The organism is Flexivirga meconopsidis (assembly GCF_026162425.1).
GTDB classification, from domain to species: Bacteria; Actinomycetota; Actinomycetes; order Actinomycetales; family Dermatophilaceae; genus Flexivirga; species Flexivirga meconopsidis.
This window is the reverse complement of record NZ_JAOBQJ010000001.1, coordinates 95410-113280: the sequence shown is the minus strand read 5'-3', so window position 1 is coordinate 113280 and position 17871 is coordinate 95410. Positions and strand designations below refer to the sequence as shown.

Below are 17871 nucleotides of genomic sequence, written 5' to 3'. Positions count from 1 at the left end.
CGAAGGGTCCCTTAACTCCATGGGTTCTTACTCTCCGCGTCACCTGAAGCAGCAGCCGACCGCCCTTAACAAGATGGGTCGCCGCGGCATCGCGTTCGCCGCGGCCGGAGCCGTCGTCGTTCCTCTCGCCGGGATGGAGACCGCGTCCGCGGCCCCCGGTGGCACGCTCGTGCAGGCTGGCGCCGTCAAGCAGGCCGGCGCGATCAAGGCCACCCCGGCCAAGGCCGGCCCCACCGTCTACTGGGGTTCGCGCGGCACTGCCGTGAAGGTCGTCCAGTCGCGTCTCGGCGGCCTCGCGGTCGACGGCATCTTCGGTCCGCTGACCAACCGCGCCGTCCGTAATTACCAGCGTTCGCACGGGCTGGTCGTCGACGGCATCGTCGGCCCCCGCACCTGGGCGTCCCTCGGCGGGTACGGCGGCGGTGGCGGCACCGCGCCGAAGCCCGCTCCGCGCAGCACGTCCGGGGTGACCGGCATCGCGCTCAGCCTGCAGGGTGTGCCCTACCGCTGGGGCGGCAACACCCCGTCCGGTTTCGACTGCTCGGGCTTCACGTCCTACGTGTTCGCGCGTGCGGGCAAGAGCATCCCGCGCACCGCGTCGCAGCAGGCCTACGCCACCACGCGGGTGTCCAACCCGCAGCCGGGCGACCTGGTCTTCTGGGGCTACCCGGCCTACCACGTCGCGATCTACCTGGGTAACGGCAAGATCATTGCCGCGCGTAAGCCCGGCACGGTCGTGAGCGTGCAGAACCTCTGGGGCAGCTACTACTTCGGTCGCGCCTGATCGGAGCGCTTGCTGCGCCATACACGTTGGGGTCTCGACGGTTTCACCGTCGAGGCCCTTTCGTATGCGGTGAGCGTAAACATCCGATCGTCTCGCAATATGAGACAATCCCGGAAACAATTTTCGTTCGGCGTGTCGTTCGAACGCGATCGATGAGGTCAGTGCTATAACCGCCGCCAGGCGCCGCGACCAGCCCCGGGATTGCAACCAATCCGGGCGGTCCGCCGGCATTGCCCAGCAAATCACATCAGTCACATCAGTCACACAGTGCTCACAGGTCCATTGCTGACCAACTTTCGCGTCTTTCACAGGGCACTCGGCACCCGGCATAGTGCGTGATCGTGCAACCGCCTTCTTCGGGGAAGGAGTGGGCGACTCGGGGGATGCCTGCAGGGTCGGGCGTCCCCTTTGCGCGCGTATCTGACAGGACGAGGACCGAGAGGGTCAGATGACCACGATTACAACTCCGCGCCACCGCAGACCGAGGCCGAGCCTGACGGCCAAGGTCAGCCCAGTGGTGACATCGCGCAAGGGCCTGGTGCTGACCGGGTCCATGCTCAGCATCCCGGCCACCGCGGCGAGCCTCGTGCACGCCGCTCCGGCCCAGGCCGACCCGGGCTCGGGCAGCAACTCCGCCACCTCCGCGAACGCGGGCGGCGGGACGCGTGTCTCGGCGCCCACTCAGGTGGTCTACCTGCGCTCGGGGTCGACCGGCAGCTACGTGCGCATCGTGCAGCAGCGGCTGGGCGGGCTGGCGGTGGACGGCATCTTCGGATGGCGTACCAACGCGAAGGTGAAGTCCTTCCAGTCCAGCAAGGGTTTGGTGCCGGACGGCATCGTCGGACCGTTGACCTGGAACGCCCTCGGTGGCTTCCCAGGCGCGTCGCCGGCGCCGACGCCGACTCCGCAGCCGACCCCGCCGAGCTGCTCGGTCAGCCAGATTCGCTACGGCTCGACCGGTTCGCTGGTCTCGACCGCGCAGCAGCGGCTGGGCGGCCTGGCCGTGGACGGCATCTTCGGGGCCGCGACGCTGGCCAAGGTGAAGTCGTTCCAGGCGAGCAAGGGTCTGGTCGTCGACGGCATCGTTGGCACCGCGACCTGGTCGGCGCTTGGTGGCTACCCCTGCGGCAGCCCGACGCCCACGCCGCCGACGCCGACCCCGAAGCCGCCGTCGACGGATCCGCCGTCGACCGGTTCGGGTCTGGCTGCGGTGATCTCGATCGCCCGCAAGTACCTCGGCACGCCGTATGTCTGGGGCGGAGCCTCCCCGTCGCAGGGCTTCGACTGCTCGGGGCTCACGTCATACGTCTATAAGCAGGCGGGGCTGTACATCCCGCGTACGGCCAGTCAGCAGCAGACGTACATGAAGGCCACCAACAACCCGCAGCCGGGTGACTTGGTGTTCTTCGGCTACCCGGCGTACCACGTGGGTATTTACATCGGCAATAACCAGATGATCGCCTCGCCGAAGCCGGGCGATGTCGTCAAGCAGCAGCAGATCTGGACCACCCCGGCGGGATACGGCACGTTGCGCTGAACGGCTGTTTCGGTCCGCGGCCCCGGTCACCCGTAGTGGGTGGCCGGGGCCGTCGCTGTATGGCGGGGCCTTGTGCCGCCTGTGGATAACTTCTGCGGGGATTGGGTGTTCGTTGGCAGGCTGTGGGGCGGCCCGGGCGTCGATAATCGCGTGCACCCGGTTGTTGGAGGAAGGCATGTCGATGGAGAGTGCACGAGTGACTACCACCCGCGGTGCGGTTGCCGCGCTTGCGGTGGGCGGGATGCTGGCGGTCGCCGGTTGTAGTGGTGGTTCGAGTGGTGGCGGGACGGCGTCGCCGACGAGTTACTCGGTGCCGGCGTCCAGTGAGAGCTCGTCGAGTTCTGGTGGGTCATCGAGTTCGGCGGTGGTGTCTGAGTCGTCGGCTGGACCGTCGTCTGGCACGGCCGCTGGTGCGCCCGGGGTGCCCGAGCCGGCCCGGCAGCACACGGAGGCGGGTGCGCGGGCGTTTGTGGAGTACTACTTCCAGCTGGTCGATGATGCGTATCAGCGACCGACGGTCAAAACGCTTAAGTCTCTAAGTGCCCCAGGGTGCAGTCTGTGCAACTACTACATCAAAGACATTGGATCTATGGCTGAAAGTGCGCGGCACTATACGTCGTCGCAGTTCTCGCTGATTATTCGTCGGACGCTAAAAGTTGACTCGAACGAGATTCACGTCTTTTTGACAATGAACGGTAACAAGGCGGACATGGTGGATGCTTCCGGAAGCATCTTAGAAAGCTCGCCGTCAAAGTCAGTGAAGTTGGTGTCGCGAATTTCGTGGACTCCGTTGGGTTGGACACAAATTGGGGTCGATAATGAATAGAAGGCGGCGCCGGATGGTCACAACGCTTGCGACTATTGCATTCGTCGCCACTCTTGATCTTGCTTTTTCAGATTCCGCGAATGCCGGATGCGCGGTCTGCGGAACAGATCAGAACGGCGCATATTTAGGGCTTTCGAAATCTCAGACAGCGGCCCTTCCTAAGTCTGGTAAAGAGAAGTTCGTGTCTGGCGGTAAGTCTGTTGTGCGGATGGTGCCGTATGAGTATGAGGCGGTGTTGGCGTGCCCGCAGAATGCGGTGCCGGGGCAGGCGGCGTCGTGTCCGCGGGCGGTGACGGTGTGTGTGGATGTGCCGGATGCGGTGGGTCCGTTGGTGCGGTTCTTCTCGCGTCCGGTGTTCCCGGATGGGAAGAAGGGTGGGTGGCGTCCGGGTGGTGAAACGTGTTGGCCCAATTTGATTCCTGGGGGTTCGAGTAGGCCGCAGTTGACGGTGGCGATGATTTTGAAGGCGTTCACGCAGACGCCGTTCGCCAAGCCGCAGGTGTCGGTGCAGCCGGTCGGGAACCGCACCCTGGTCAATTTGCCGACCTATTTCCAGACGGTCTTCCCGGGTGCCGGGTTCGCGCCGGGCGAGGTGCGGACGGTCACGCTGTTGGGTCACCGGGTGCGGATCAAGCCGGTGTTGAAGACCAACACCTACCACTTCGGTGACGGCAGCACCGCCGGCCCCACATCGTCGATGGGTGGGGTGTGGCCAACCGGCGACATCAAGCACACCTACCGCAAGACCGGGACCGTGACGACCCGGATCAGCACCGTGTATGGCGGTCAGTTCTCGGTCGACGGCAGCGACTTCCAGGACCTTCCCGGCACTGCGAGGATCAGCGGACCAACCCAGGCGCTGACCGTCGTGGGCGCCAAGACGCGGCTGGTGCGCTGAGCGGCCGCCGGCGTCATACGGCACGGTTTCCTACGCATTGGTAACAGGGGTCCCGCCCGTCCCGCAAGGGCCGTCCGTCCCGATGCCCCCTGTGGGTAAAGGCCTGGCAAAATCCACCGAGATTATTTCTCGTCCACACCCGGTGGACCGCGTTTGTGCAGGTCAGCAGCCTGCTCGGGGCAGAGGTGTTTCGTCATCCACAGGACTATCCCCAGGGTGTGCACCGTCGTACCGGAGATATCCACACGTTGTTCGCAGGTAGTCCACAGGGGTGATTCGGCGACGTTTGGCGCGTCGCCGAAGCGGGTCGTAGCGTGGCGTCTTCCGTGTCGATCGCGGCCGTCACCACCACTGTCAGTGCCTACTGCTGCAATCGACACATGTTCGAAAACGGGTCCAAGGAGCACGTGCGTGGCAATAGCTGAGTTCCCCGGTGACTACCCCCCGGACTCGGGAGGCACCGGAGGTGGCTTGGTGCCGCCGCAGGACGTGCCGGCCGAGCAGTCGGTGCTCGGCAGCATGCTGCTGTCCAAGGACGCGATCGCCGACGCGGCCGAGGCGGTCGACGGGCGCGACTTCTACCGACCGGCGCACGAGGCGATCTACGAGGCGATCATCGACCTCTACGGTCGCGGCGAGCCGGCCGACGCGATCACTGTCGCCGACGAGCTGACCAAGCGGGGCGAGCTGCAGCGCATCGGCGGTCAGGCCTACCTGCACGAGCTGATCCAGGGCGTGCCGACGGCCGCCAACGCCGGCTTCTACGCCGAGATCGTCGCCGAGCGGGCGGTGCTGCGCCGACTGGTCGACGCCGGCACTCGCATCGTCCAGCTCGGCCACACCGACGGCGGCGGCGACGTCGTCGACATCATCAACGCCGCCCAGGCTGAGGTCTTCGGCGTGACCGCCGGCAAGGAGTCCGAGGACTACGTCCGGCTCGGCGAGGTCATCTCCGAGACGGCCGACGAGATCGATGCCGCCAGCAGTAGCAACGGCGAAATGACCGGTGTGCCAACGGGATTCACCGACCTCGACACGCTGACCAACGGGTTGCACCCCGGGCAGATGATCGTCGTTGCGGCGAGACCAGCTGTCGGCAAGGCGCTCGCGCTGGACACCCCGCTGCCGACTCCCACCGGCTGGACCACGATGGGCGAGGTCCGGGTCGGCGACCAACTGCTCGACGCGGAGGGCCGCCCGACGACCGTTGTCGCGGCGACCGACGTGATGGAGCAGCGCCCCTGCTACGAGGTCGAGTTCACCGACGGCACCGTGATCGTCGCCGACGAGCAGCACCAGTGGCTGACCGACACTCGCGCGAGCCGCCGCTCGGAGCAGGCTGCGCGTGACCACCGCAACCGCATGGTCAACCAGCGCACCCTTCCCGAGGTTCGCACGACGGGAGAGATCGCCGCGACGCTCCGCACCACCACCGCCGACCGGCGCCTCAACCACAGCGTGCGGTTGCCCGAGCCGCTGCAGTTGCCCGACGCGAAGCTGCTCGTCGCGCCATACGTGCTCGGGGCGTGGCTGGGCGACGGCACCACCGACGCCGCGACGATCACGACCGCGGACGACCAGATGGTGATGCTCCTGGAAGGGCAGGGGCTGCGGGTCACGAAAACCTCTGCCACGATGCGCTATTCGCTGCACTTCTACCCCGAGTATGTCGACGAGCGCGCGTGCGTCGTGTGTGGGACACCGTTCCTGCCACGCACGTCGGAGGTGCGCACCTGTGGCCGGAGTTGCGGGGGCAAGGCGAAGGGTGTCGGTGAGCGGATCGCTCCGACGTGCCCCGACTGCGGTCGGCCGTCGTCCGGGATGCATCGTTGCCAGGCGTGCCACAACCGGCACGGCACCGTGCAGGCGCGTCTGCGCACGATCGGGGTGCTCGGCAACAAGCACATCCCGGCGGACTACCTGCGCGCGAGTGAGCGGCAGCGGTGGGCGCTGCTCGCCGGACTGCTCGACACCGACGGCACGGTGACGGCGTCCGGGTGCGTGCAGTTCACGACGACGAGCGTTCGGCTGCGCGACGACTTCGCGGAGCTGCTCGCCTCGCTCGGCTTGCGCTGCGGTCTCGCGCGCAAGCAGGTCCGCGGTCGGTCCGAGGCGACGTCGACGGCATACACCTTCACCTTCTCGACCGACCGCGACGTCTTCCGGCTCGACCGAAAGAACCTGCTTCACAAGGAACTTCGCGCTCGCACCTTTCAGCGGCGCAACTCGCATTTCATCGCTGATGTCCGGCGGGTCCCGTCGGTGCCGGTGCGCTGCGTGGAGGTCGACAACGCGGCCCACCTTTACCTTGCCGGCCGATCGATGATCCCGACGCACAACTCGACGCTCGGTCTGGACATCGCGCGCGCGGCCTCCATCAAGGCCGGTATGGCGAGCGTCGTCTTCTCGCTCGAGATGAGCAAGACCGAGATCTCGATGCGACTGCTGTCCGCCGAGGGCGGCATCCAGTTGCAGCATATGCGCAAGGGCACGATGCGCGACGAGGACTGGACGCGCCTCGCGACGACGATGGGCAAGGTCGCCGACGCCCCGCTTTTCATCGACGACTCGCCCAACATGTCGCTGATGGAGATCCGGTCCAAGTGCCGCCGGCTGCGCGAGCGCAACAACCTCAAGCTGGTCATCATCGACTATCTGCAGCTGATGACCTCCGGCAAGCGCGTCGAATCCCGCCAGCAGGAAGTCTCGGAGTTTTCCCGTGCGCTCAAGCTGCTCGCGAAGGAATTGAACGTCCCGGTCATCGCGATTTCTCAGCTGAACCGTGGACCCGAGCAGCGCACCGACAAGCGTCCGCAAATGTCGGACCTGCGTGAATCCGGATCGATCGAGCAGGACGCCGACATGGTGATCCTGCTGCACCGCGAGGATTCCTACGATAAGGAGTCCGAGCGTGCCGGTGAGGCTGACCTGATTGTTGCCAAGCATCGTAATGGCCCGACCGACACGATTACGGTTGCTTTCCAGGGGCATTACTCGCGGTTCACGAATATGGCGCAGAATTTCTGACGTTGTTGTTGTCGAGATGCAGGCCCGACGTCATGCATCTGATGTCGACGTATTCCCGCAATCCTCATCCTGGAATGGTGTCGAGATGCAGGAAAGATGAGCAAAACGGAGATGTTGTTCATCTTCGGCGGGACTTGGGGGTCTGGACGGGTCGTCGTCGGGTGCCGCCCAGCAGCATTCGTTAATGGGGATGATTCTCACGCGTCGACGTGTGTCCGAGCTTTTCGGATCGCTGCTGGTCAAGGCGTCGTTATTGGGGATCATCCCCAGTTCACAGGTTACTGAGCGGTACAACCTGTGAGCGGAATATAGCGGTTGAATGATCTGTGCGATGCGTCCGACTTGGCGGTCAGTCTAAGGCGTCCCGGCCGTCGCCTCCAATGCCCCGCAGCGGCCGACGCACGCTGGCGCGGCAGTCGAAATTCACGTCACCCGCGGGGGTCGGTAGCAGGGGAACCGGTGTTCATGATTGAGGATCCTGAGGACCCGTACCGCAGACCCCCACGTGCAACGTGACTCCATCGTCCGCGGTCACACTCAGTGATTGCATGGCGCCACATTGGCAGTTTCGACGCTTGCCACTGATGGCCCGCTCGGGAGGACATACCTGCTGACTCCAGATGACCGTCTTGGTCTCGCACGTGCCGGTCGTTGGCGCCCACGCGCCGAAGTCGCGTCGGGGATCTCGTCACGTGAGGGTGACCCTTAAGGGGATAGCCAGGGCGCTGAGCTTCCAGGTCACGCACCGCTACTACCGAAGTCTCTGCTGCTAGCGCGAAGGTCCGGTGTCGTGCGGTCCCATCGGGCAAAGACGCTACGTGGCGTCGTTTGGTCGGCTCCTCGTGGGCTTATTTCAAGCGCCGTACCTGAACGGCCTTGCTCATGCCCTCGACGAGCATTTTGTCCCCAGTCACCTCGGCCTGAGGACGGTAAGCGTAGTGATACTCATAGTGGTACTCCACCTGCTTCCAGATGGAGCCATCCGTCATCTCGATCAGGGTGTCGCCTGCCCATCCTCTCCAGGCCCCGTTCACGGTGTATGTCATGGTTCCAGTATGTGGCGCGACGGCGACAACAACCTTGAAGTCTCGATAGGCGTTCCTCGCGAGAACGCCGCAGGGAAGCCACGTGACGCGTCATGGTGTCTCGATAGACCCGCCCTCTGAGGTGCCCGGTGAGCGGACCCGAGTCGCCACGCCATCGTCTTTGCGTTCGCCGGGCGTCTTGGTGTTGGCGATCTTGACGATGCGCGGGTCTTCGGTCTCGCCGCGCTTGGTCGCGTTGCGAACCAGGGCTCGCGCCAGTCGGATCGCGGATGCGGAGATCTCGGTCGTCTGGCTCATGACTGCTCCTATTGCTCGGCTCCATTGTGACTGGGACTGCTGGGGGCGTCCACTGCGACGTTTGGTCGGGGTGGTAGCGATATCCCGTCTGGCAAGGTCATCCCGTCTGGCAAGGTCTAGGTCGGCGTGGCTGCCCACAGGCAGCAACTTCTTGAGTTGCGTGTCATCTTCCGCGCGGCTCATGAGGTCCACCCTTCACGCGTCATCGAGAGCGGCGGAGATGCGGTGGCGGGGAGGGCCTTGTCGGCGGAGTAGACCCGCATACACGTGACGCGGCACAGCCAAACGACTGAGCGCCTACATGATGTTGCCCTCGACCTCTCAGGCGGTCACAAAGTTGACCGACGCGCACGTGAGTGATCAGCTCGCTCCTCGGATCAGAAATCTGTGAAACTGGCGGGTCATCCGGAATCTCTTGGAACGGGCAACGCGACAGTTCTCGTGTCAATAGTGTGTTTAGTGTGTAATGCATGTAACGCAATTCCCGAACTCGGAATCTTGGGGTAGCCGAAGGGTATGGCCGTGGTTTAAGTTCGCACGAGAGCGCCGCCAATCTGGGCGGTTGCGAGAGTGCAGGACGTGATCACAGCAGAGCGTTAACGGTCGAGGGTATCGCTGGGAGCCCGTTATCCCCCAGACATGCCAAGAGCCGGGCGGGAACCCGGCTCGGCGTGTGACAAGCGCTGCAACGAACAGTGCTTTTGAAAGATCGCATCTGAAGTGAAGGACTTCCGTATGTCATTTTGCAGTATCAAAACGCACCATGTCAACGCTTTCGCCAACGCCACTTCGTCCGTCGCGGAGGCGCTCTCATGGCGTTGAGTGGAGTGTCCTGGGCGTTCCGCGTTGGTGAGGGCGCGAATCTGGTGACGTGGGATTGGTCGACCGGATGGCCGCCGGTGCGGGAGCTTCGCAGCGTTCGCCGACCGGTGTCGCATGCCCGGTCGCGGCATATCCCGGTGCGTGCTGTGAGTGTCCGGACGGGGTCGATGCTGCGGTTGGAGTCCGGGTTGGAGCATTCGTTGTTCCGCGTGCTGGACAGGGATCCGGGAGTGGCGTGGCTGGTGGCACAGCCCGTCCGGTTGTCCCTGTCGCCGGAGGTCGGTCGCTGGCAGCATGTCCCGGACCTGCTGGCCCTGATGACGTCGGGAGAGGTGGTGTTGTGGGATGCCCGGCCGCGTGAACGCGTCGACGAGGCGCTCACGCGAGCCGTCGCGCTGACCGCGGACGCCTGCCGGGAAGTGGAGTGGTCCCACCGGGTATTTCACGGGCAGTCCGCGTCCGAGGGCCTGAACACGTTGTGGTTGCACGGGTTCCGTCACGACAAGCCGTGGCACGAGCAATGGGCCGACCGGCTGGTGGATGTGGTGCAGCACGCCGAGGACCCTGTCACGGTCGCGGATGTCCTCGCCACAGACGACGGTTCGGGTGAGGCCGTGTCCACGTTCTGGCACCTGGTGTGGTCTGGCGAACTCGTCATGGATCTATCGGCACCGATCGGTCCAGACACGACCGTCACCGCACCGACGACGATCGAGGTCGCGCGATGACAGTGACGGGCAGTGCGTCTCGAGGGCGGACGCCGTTGAAGGCCGGCACGACCCGCGTGCTGCGGCACGATGGCGTCTTCCTGGTCGAGGAGATCGCTGCCGCCACGGTCACACTGCGATCTGCCGTCGGTGAACGCGTAACACTGCCGTGGTCTGAACTCGGACCAGTCACCGATGCCACGTCCGGGGCACCTGTGGCGGTTCACGAAGCGCTGCTACCGCGGTGGGAGGCGTTGCCGGAGCCGGCCCGGCAGGTGGTTTTGGACCGGCTCGAAATCGTGCTGGAGGTGCTGACCGGATACAGGTCCGGATTCGCCGATCTGCCGCTGCCGGGGGAGCCGCGGGCGGTGTTCGGGCCGGACCGGTCCATGTCGCAGCGGTGCCAGTCTATGGCCCGTCACTTGACCGCCGAGCGGGAAACTGACCGCAGCCGGCGTCGCCGGGTCGAGGCGGGCCAGCTGGACGAGCGTGACGTCGGTTCCTCCACGATCCGACGCTGGGTGCGCGAATACACGGCCCACGGAGTGTGGGGGTTGGTCGACAAGCGGGCGACCCGCCGCCCAGCAGGTTTCGGCGACCTGGACGCCAGGTTTCGGGAACTGGCCGAAGCCGAGGTCGCAGCCTTCGACGGCGACGTCTCCACGGTGAACGTCCGAGAGGTCCTGCGCCGCATCCACGTCGCGGCGAAAACCCAGGGCGTGCAGATCGACGTGCCTCAGCGCCGCAGCCGCGCGTTCGTCTCGTGGCTGATGCGCGAACGAGGCCGCGGCACCCGCTCGCAACGGACCCGGTCCATGCGTGACACCGCCGGGTACCGGCACTACCCGGCGCTACGCCCTGGCCAGGTGGTCGCGATCGACGCCACCCGCGCCGACGTCCTGGTGTGGGACGACCTACATGAGCGATCGTTCTCGGTCGAAGTCCTCACCGCCTTGGACGTCGCCACCCGGTGTGTCCTGGCGCTGCGGGTCGTGCCGAAATCGGCGACCGCCGTGGACGCCGGCCTGCTGATGTATGACGTGCTGCGCCCGTTCGCGATGCAGGTCGACGGCACCACGGTCACCGACTGGCGGTGGGTAGGGATCCCTGAAGCGATCGACTTCACCTGCGACCACACGCGGGACACGTCCCGCGCTGCCGAAGGCGCCGACCCGAGTGAGGCGAACTCGTCCGGGGCTGTAGCGAGGTCGTGGCCGGGCGGTTCGTTGCGGGGCGAGCACCGGATCCCGGGCCTGGTACCGGACGCGATCCGTTGCGACCACGGCGCGATCTTCATCTCCTCGACGTTCACCCGGCTGCTGACCGACCTCGGCATCGACCTGATGCTGTCGCGGGGGACACGCCCCACCGACAACACAAATATTGAGCGGTTTCACGAGACGTTGCAGCGGGCGGTGCAGCAGATCGCCGGGTACAAGGGGCGCAATCCGTTCGAACGAGGCCGCACCGTCGGCAAGACCAGCACCGACCGCGGGTTGCCGCTGATCACCGCCCGCGAACTGGAACGGCAACTACGACTGTGGGTGGCCTTGGACTACCACCGAGACTGGCACGAAGGCCTTGTCCACCCGTCGGTGCCGATCGCGAAACTGTCTCCGATCGAACTGTTCGACGCCTACCTGCAGATCACCGGCCGCCTCGATGTGCCGCAACATCCACGGCTGATCTACCAGTTCCTGCCCACCCGGTGGGCTACGATCCGCCACGACGGCGTCGAGATCAAGAACCTGACGTATGACGACCCGATCCTGGACGGGTTTCGCACCAGCCCGGTCGGACGGTTCCGCGCCCAGGATGCCGCAGCGCCGTTCTTTTACGACCCGCGCGACGTGTCCCGGGTCTGGTTCCCGCACCCGACCACCGGACAGGTGCATCCGATTAATTGGCGGGGCGCCTGGCGCACCCAGGCACCGATGACCGACAAGGTCCGCGACCTCATCCTCGAGCGGCTGCGTGACCGCGGCGGCAACGCCGCGCTCACCAAGACAAGTGCGACCGAGCAGATCCTGCACGAGCTCACCGACCTGTCCGCGGCGGGTGTGCCGAAAGCCGACCAGGCGTTGTGGTCCGCGGCCGCAGTGCGCGTGGACTCTTCGCGACGCGACCACCTGGAAGCACAGCTGGCGGCATACTCCGCACACCGCCGGCGCACCCACGGCGAAGACGATCGGCGCGAGGACCACGAGGAGATCGCAGCCACTACGGCGGTGGGTGGAGACCACCCGGTCGTGAACGAGGGTGCTCCGGTGGCGGCCCTGTGGGCGCACCTGCGGGACAGCGCAGCCGTGATGCCCGACCCACCGCGCGAACGGCCCGACGCAGCAGATGACGCGGCGATCACGGCGGTCGCACTTGAGACGGGCGCGTCAGCGTCGTGGCGGTGGTGACGGGTGGACACCATCCAGTTTGACCAGCAAGTCGCCGTGTCACCGGGGCAGCCACCACGCCTGACCCGGGAGGAGTTGGCGAACCTGTCCGATGCGGACTTGTTCCGGCACGTTGACGCCGTCACTGCCTGGCTGGCCGGCACCTTCATCGACACCCCGGCGACGGCCGCCGTGCAGGCCTCCATGGACATGACGGTGCGGTACAACAGCGCCACGTTGCCCGGGTCGAAAACGATCCTGGCGGTGACCGGCGCCAACGGTGCAGGCAAATCCACCGCCTGCCACCAGTGGTCGGCCCGCTTCTACCGCGCCCAAACCGCGGACCTGCCGCGGGCGGGGCGACTGCCGCAGTGGAACCCACACGAAGGGGTGCGCGCGGACGTGGCACCGGTGGTGTGGATCAACCTGCAAGCCAACGCCAAGATCGCCGAACTGGACGCACAGATCCTGCAATTCCTGCGCGTCGGAGTCTCCGGCACCATCCGCGACATGACGTTGCGGGCTGTCCGCGCGATGGCACGCCACCGGGTCAAAGCGCTGCTGATCGACGACGTGCACCTGCTGAACACCCGCTACCGCAACGGCTCGGACGTCCTGGACCACCTCAAGCACCTCAACACCGAACTCGGCGAGATCGGCGGCACCCTCATCCTGGTCGGAGCCAACCTCGAGCAGACCGCACTGCCGGGGGACCCGCAGATCGCCACACGCCTTCGGCTGCTGCGGGTCCAGCCCCAACCAGTGGAAACTGCTGCCGACCGGACCGCGTGGGCACAGACGCTCACCGCGGTCGAGCAGGCGATCTTCCCGGTTCTACCCGCTGCTGTCGACGGGGTCCTGGCCGAGCAGCACGCTGGGTTGCTGCATGAGTTGACCGGCGGGTACCTCGGCGAGCTGGTCACACTGGTCAAGCACGCCGCGATCCAGGCCACCGGAACCCGGGTCGGCACCATCACCGAGCAGATCCTGCACGAGTGTCCCCGTAGCGTCCGCGCCGTCAGCAACCTGTTCACCAGGGAGACGCGATGAGGCCGCCGTCCTGGTCGTCGTGGCAGCCGCCCACCGCGCCCGCCGCACCGAGCCGGGTGACATTGGCGCCGGCACGTGTCACCTGGGACCCCGACGGCGGGTTCTACCGGTACGCGCAGTCTTTGGCGGCAGCCAACGACTGCACCGTCGAAGAGTTCATGGGTGCCCGCTTCACGGCGACGCAGTGGCGCACCGGTCGCCCAGACGTCCTGGCACGCCTGACCGCGCGCAGCGGAACACCCGTCGAGCAGTTGTGGGAGCACAGTCCCGCCCGGTACCACCCACTGCTCCGCCGACATTGGCTGATCGGGCACCTCGACCCGGGCGGGCCAGACTCCGTGCTGATCCTGGACCTGCTCCCCGACGACGACCCGCGGACCCCGACCATCCGAGCCGACGTGACCACCGGACAGTGGACGGCACCCGACCTGCGCAGCCTCCTGGATCTGGCCACCCGAGTGATCCCGCACCTCAGCGACACCTGGCCGCTCGGCCACCACGACGGTGACCATCGAGCTGAGGCCGTGCGCGACCCCACACGGACGCTGCCTTGGGCGCAATGGTCAGTCACGGTCCGGACCTACGCCCTGCTCTGGTTGTGGGACGCGGACACCGTCGACTTGCATGCGACCGGCCGCTGGCTCACCGCCGCCAACAGCCTCGACAGCACCACACCCTCGCTCGGGACTGCTTTGCGAACCGCTGCCCTCACCAACACCGAGCCCGCTTTCGCCGCTGGTGTGGTCGCGATCGGGGAGCCGGTCACCGGACCGTTCAGCGTGCCATCCCTCACCCACATGGATGACGACGTGCTGCGGGTCCTGCACGCCGCCGACCTCGCCCTGCACACCAACCGAATCTACGAGTCCGCCCGTGTGCAGGAGTCGGCGATGCTGGCAACCGAGGAGTCACTGCAACCACCAGAAAGAGCAGGTCCGCGCCGCCGGAAGGTCAGCTGGGACGAGCCGCACTGGCCGCGGCACGTCACCGATTCCGCCCGTCTCCTGACAACACCCGCGGGACGGTCGTTCCTGGCCGAAGTGCGCGACCGCATCCACCAGGACCCGGCACCACTGGACCGCGATGTCGCCGCCACATGGTGGTCCGCGCACGCTGCCCGCGCCACCCGGTACCTGGCAACGGCCATGCCGAACAGGCTGAAATACGGGCTGTACGTCGCCGACGCATTCGACCTGATCTGGGTCGACCTCACCGGCCACCTGCCCATCACGCTGCGTGCCCGCATCCAACTGGACCGGCTCGTCGCGGCCAGCCGCCGTCTCGACCCCGAAACCTTGTTGTCCGTGCGCCACCAGATCCTCGAGTGGACCGGGACCACCAGCCTCGACCAGACCGCGCGCCAGCACGAGACCGTGGTGCCGGCAGGAGAGGAGTTGGCATGACCACCGTCCTGCACCTGCCCGTTGAGGTCGACCGTCGCCCGCAGGAGGCCGTCGACAGCTACCTGGAACGCGTCGCCGAGGCCAACGACTGGGACCGCTCGAACGCGCAGGCACCGATTGGCGCGTGGACGCCGACACGATTTCGGCACCGCGCAGCCGGTGATCCCGACCTGCACCCGGCGCATCGCCTGGGCCGTGACGGGTGGGCACCCGGCGCGATCGTCCAAGCCTGCCCCGACTGCCTCGCCGCCGACGGCGCCTGGTCCCGGCACTGGTATGACCCGATGACCACCTGCTGCCTGCGGCACGGCGCCTACCTGATCACCGCCTGCCCGGGCTGTGGGCAACCCCTGCGCAACTCTCAACACCTGACGCTGCGACCCGCAGGCACCGGCACCCGATGCGCGAACCCGCTCGCCGCAGGACGTGCGGCACGATGCGACACCGACCTGGCCGGCACCACCCCACCCCCGGCACCGCCGGCGGTGCTCGACCAGCAGGCACGACAACGGCGCGCCTCACTCTCCGGTGCGTCCGTCCTCGGCCAACCAACTGACGGCGCGGCCTACCGACAGACCCTGAAAAACCTCGCCGTTCTGTTGCTCCACATCGCCGCCCACAGCCCGGCCACGCCCACCACATTCGGCCTCCAACCTGACGAGCTCGCCAGAACCGTGCGCTGGTACCTACGCCCGCCCCGAGCAGTCACCGCCCGCGCGGCCGCACTCACCACCGCCGGCCAGATACTCCGCGCACCAGCGCTGGACGAGGCTGCCGCGACGTTCGGACCATGGTTCGACGCGATCCCGCCCAGCTGGGACGGACGTATGTCCTGGGCCGCTGACCACACCACCGCCGACCCGACCATCACCCGGCTCCTGCTCGCAGCCGCGACACCCCGGCGACGACTCAGCCACCGGCTACCCACCGAAACAGGCCTGCAACTGCCCCTTCACTGGATCCCGCATCACCTGCCCGCCGGCCTCGACGACGTCTTCGCCGAGTGCGGGCTCAGCCGCGCAACGTTCCGAGCGTTCGCGGCCCTCTGCCTCGCGAAAGCACAGAGCCCAGTGGGCAGTTGGGCCGACGCCGCCCGAGCCCTCGCCCTGCCCGACGACCACGGAAACGCCCTGGCCCGCACCGCCAGCACCCACCTGGCGATCACACTTGACGACTGGACCGGCCGGTTGCGGACCGTCGCCCCGCACCTGCGCGCCGCCCGCATCGACTACCGGCAACGCGAACACGATCTCCGCGCCATCGCCGACACCAGCGCGGCACACGGACTCCTGGCCGCCCTTCAAGACGCACGACCCGGAACCCGGGACAGCAGTCTCGACCTGGTGATCCACTGGGCATGGGACCAATGGGCCCGCGCCGACCCCGCACTCTCACCCGTCGCCGTGCACGACAACCGGCGCAGCCGCGCCCGCTACGCCCAGTTCCGTGACTCCCTGCGCGAGCCGCACCGGAGGACGCTCATCGCCGCCATCACATCCTCGAGGAACGTGCCATGAGCCGCACCGAACCCGACCCGCAGACACCTTCCATGCCGTTGCCGGTTTACGGCACCACCACGCACATCTCGAAAACAATGCGCCGCCGCCTCGCAACCGCGTGGCTCGAAGCACTCCACATCCATCCCACCCCGCGGCGAGTACGTTCCCTGGTCGCCCACGTCTACCGGTTCCACCCGCTCAGCCCACTGGGACAAATCGCCAACCGCATCGTCCGCGACGGTGGCATCCCCTCCTCTGAAGCCGTCCACCAACGCGCCGCGATCGAACGCGACCGCGGGCGCATCGCCGCCAGTCGAGAAGCGGTCCAAGCACGGGCGCTCGATCCGCGGCTGCAACACCACGTCCGCCTCTTCATCGCCACCTACCGTCTCCAACACGGGTACGGCCCAAGCTGGCGCGACGTCGGCGACCATCTCGCCCTGCCCGAGCGACAACTCAGCGCACTCCTGATCGCACTGCGACAACACCAAGTCGTCACCTTCAGCACCGATCACCGATCACTCGACATCTGGCGACACCAGCAACTCGAGCGCCACCCAGCCGACAGAACCAACGCCCTTACGGCGGGTCCTCCCGGACGACCCCAGGCAGTGCACCCGCCACCACCAACGAACAACCGCCATGTCCGACGACAGGAGTTCACTGATGACCATGATCCTGAAACCGATCTACCAACTCCCACAACCAGATCCCGACGCGGTTGTGGTCGTCGACATGAGCACTCCCTCGCCGGGAGAAGACTTCGCGTTCACCGTCGCCGGGATAACACCACAGCCGCGGCAGATCGTCGGACATCACACGATCGAACCCGTCATCTTCACCACGGCACTCGCCCGGGTCCTGTCGCAGCGACCGCGTGCCGCGCTTCAACAACTGCAGAATGTCGCCTACGCGGTCATGGCACTCGCCGACGATGCCGCACCCGTCCAACGCGGCGAACGCGCCTGGCGGGAACCCGATGTACTCACGGTGCCGGCCGCAGATGAAAGGCCGAGAATCGTCCTGGACGAGGGACGTGACGCGTGGTCCGTCAGGGCCAACCAGAGCGGTCTGTGGTTTGAACTGCGTGACGACGACTCAGTCGGGTTCTCCTGGCCCACGGACGCCCTCTGGAAACTCCTGTCCGCTCTGACCTGGCGCACCCACTGCGTAGACCATGGTCGGGCCCTCTCCCGAGTGCCAACCGAAATCTACGTCGACACCGTCGCCGCGGTTAGCGCAGACCTCGAGCCGGCCGCCGCGGCTGAGCCGAGATCGCCCGACGAAGCAGCCGAGGAAGCCCGGTATGCAGCCTTGTCGGATTGGTACGCAAACGCCAGCACCCCTGTCGCCGGCACCGGCAAGGTGCTCCGCGATGAAGATGCTGCATCTTACGGCCGAACTCTCATCGCGGGCACTCTTCGACCCAACGACCTGAGGCTCCGATTACTCACCACCTGAGGCGTCGAACCCAAGCCATTCACCACACCGATCTCGTGTTACGGAGTGGAGGAAGGGATGTCAGTGTAAGTTGCCAGAATAGGCACACTGGCAGCTGAGAGGACGGCTCGCCGGATCGCGCGTCTGC

Annotated in this window: 13 protein-coding genes; 11 read left to right on the top strand and 2 right to left on the bottom strand. The window is 66.4% G+C overall.

The annotated features are described in order from the left end of the window. Positions 1–19 precede the first annotated feature (19 nt). The 5 genes from N2M23_RS00560 to dnaB all read left to right on the top strand — a co-directional run bounded on the left by N2M23_RS00560 (position 20) and on the right by dnaB (position 7072). A complete protein-coding gene (locus tag N2M23_RS00560) occupies positions 20–784 on the top strand; it encodes a C40 family peptidase (protein ID WP_265442522.1) in 765 nt (254 codons plus the stop codon). A 517-nt stretch (positions 785–1301) separates the two neighbouring features. Continuing rightward, a complete protein-coding gene (locus N2M23_RS00555; protein WP_265442521.1) occupies positions 1302–2321 on the top strand; it encodes a C40 family peptidase in 1020 nt (339 codons plus the stop codon). Beyond that, on the top strand, positions 2263–3147 hold the full coding sequence (locus N2M23_RS21075) for a DUF6318 family protein (RefSeq protein ID WP_425270167.1): 885 nt from the start codon (positions 2263–2265) through the stop codon (positions 3145–3147). Before N2M23_RS00555 ends, N2M23_RS21075 begins: the two co-directional genes overlap by 59 nt. Positions 3148–3160: 13 nt before the next feature. After that, positions 3161–4045, top strand: a complete 885-nt coding sequence (locus N2M23_RS00550) for a hypothetical protein (RefSeq protein ID WP_265442520.1) — start codon at positions 3161–3163, stop codon at positions 4043–4045. A 411-nt stretch (positions 4046–4456) separates the two neighbouring features. Further along, entirely contained in the window at positions 4457–7072 is a 2616-nt protein-coding gene (gene dnaB / locus N2M23_RS00545; protein WP_425270166.1) for a replicative DNA helicase, read from the top strand. Between the two features lie 848 nt (positions 7073–7920). On the opposite strand, the gene N2M23_RS00540 is transcribed toward dnaB, so the two are convergent. Both N2M23_RS00540 and N2M23_RS00535 read right to left on the bottom strand, forming a co-directional pair. Next, a complete protein-coding gene (locus N2M23_RS00540) occupies positions 7921–8118 on the bottom strand; it encodes a hypothetical protein (RefSeq protein ID WP_265442519.1) in 198 nt (65 codons plus the stop codon). A 90-nt stretch (positions 8119–8208) separates the two neighbouring features. Beyond that, positions 8209–8415: a hypothetical protein gene (locus N2M23_RS00535; RefSeq protein WP_265442518.1), complete on the bottom strand. Its 207-nt coding sequence runs from the start codon at positions 8413–8415 to the stop codon at positions 8209–8211. 812 nt (positions 8416–9227) lie between these two features. Between N2M23_RS00535 and N2M23_RS00530 the strand changes: the two genes are divergently transcribed. From N2M23_RS00530 to N2M23_RS00505, 6 genes are all read left to right on the top strand, one after another. After that, positions 9228–9965, top strand: coding sequence for a TnsA-like heteromeric transposase endonuclease subunit (locus tag N2M23_RS00530; RefSeq protein WP_265442517.1), 738 nt, complete (start codon positions 9228–9230; stop codon positions 9963–9965). Next, positions 9962–12352 carry a Mu transposase C-terminal domain-containing protein gene (locus tag N2M23_RS00525; RefSeq protein ID WP_265442516.1) on the top strand — a complete coding sequence of 797 codons (2391 nt, stop codon included), beginning with the start codon at positions 9962–9964 and terminating at the stop codon, positions 12350–12352. Before N2M23_RS00530 ends, N2M23_RS00525 begins: the two co-directional genes overlap by 4 nt. A 3-nt stretch (positions 12353–12355) precedes the next feature. Further along, positions 12356–13381, top strand: coding sequence for a TniB family NTP-binding protein (locus tag N2M23_RS00520; RefSeq protein ID WP_265442515.1), 1026 nt, complete (start codon positions 12356–12358; stop codon positions 13379–13381). Then, the gene (locus N2M23_RS00515) at positions 13378–14784 is read left to right on the top strand and encodes a hypothetical protein (RefSeq protein WP_265442514.1); all 1407 of its coding nucleotides are present in this window, start codon (positions 13378–13380) and stop codon (positions 14782–14784) included. The genes N2M23_RS00520 and N2M23_RS00515 overlap by 4 nt, the downstream gene beginning before the upstream one ends. Next, positions 14781–16301 (top strand): TniQ family protein, encoded by a 1521-nt coding sequence (locus N2M23_RS00510; protein WP_265442513.1) that lies wholly within the window; start codon positions 14781–14783, stop codon positions 16299–16301. Before N2M23_RS00515 ends, N2M23_RS00510 begins: the two co-directional genes overlap by 4 nt. Before the next feature lie 705 nt (positions 16302–17006). After that, positions 17007–17744 (top strand): hypothetical protein, encoded by a 738-nt coding sequence (locus tag N2M23_RS00505; protein WP_265442511.1) that lies wholly within the window; start codon positions 17007–17009, stop codon positions 17742–17744. The last annotated feature ends 127 nt before the right edge of the window (positions 17745–17871 follow it).

Coding starts and splice junctions, on each gene's coding strand:
- N2M23_RS00560 (WP_265442522.1), top strand. CDS start 20: ATGGGTTCTTACTCTCCGCGTCACCTGAAGCAGCAGCCGACCGCCCTT.
- N2M23_RS21075 (WP_425270167.1), top strand. CDS start 2,263: ATGTCGTCAAGCAGCAGCAGATCTGGACCACCCCGGCGGGATACGGCA.
- N2M23_RS00550 (WP_265442520.1), top strand. CDS start 3,161: ATGGTCACAACGCTTGCGACTATTGCATTCGTCGCCACTCTTGATCTT.
- N2M23_RS00540 (WP_265442519.1), bottom strand. CDS start 8,118: ATGACATACACCGTGAACGGGGCCTGGAGAGGATGGGCAGGCGACACC.
- N2M23_RS00535 (WP_265442518.1), bottom strand. CDS start 8,415: ATGAGCCAGACGACCGAGATCTCCGCATCCGCGATCCGACTGGCGCGA.
- N2M23_RS00530 (WP_265442517.1), top strand. CDS start 9,228: ATGGCGTTGAGTGGAGTGTCCTGGGCGTTCCGCGTTGGTGAGGGCGCG.
- N2M23_RS00525 (WP_265442516.1), top strand. CDS start 9,962: ATGACAGTGACGGGCAGTGCGTCTCGAGGGCGGACGCCGTTGAAGGCC.
- N2M23_RS00515 (WP_265442514.1), top strand. CDS start 13,378: ATGAGGCCGCCGTCCTGGTCGTCGTGGCAGCCGCCCACCGCGCCCGCC.
- N2M23_RS00510 (WP_265442513.1), top strand. CDS start 14,781: ATGACCACCGTCCTGCACCTGCCCGTTGAGGTCGACCGTCGCCCGCAG.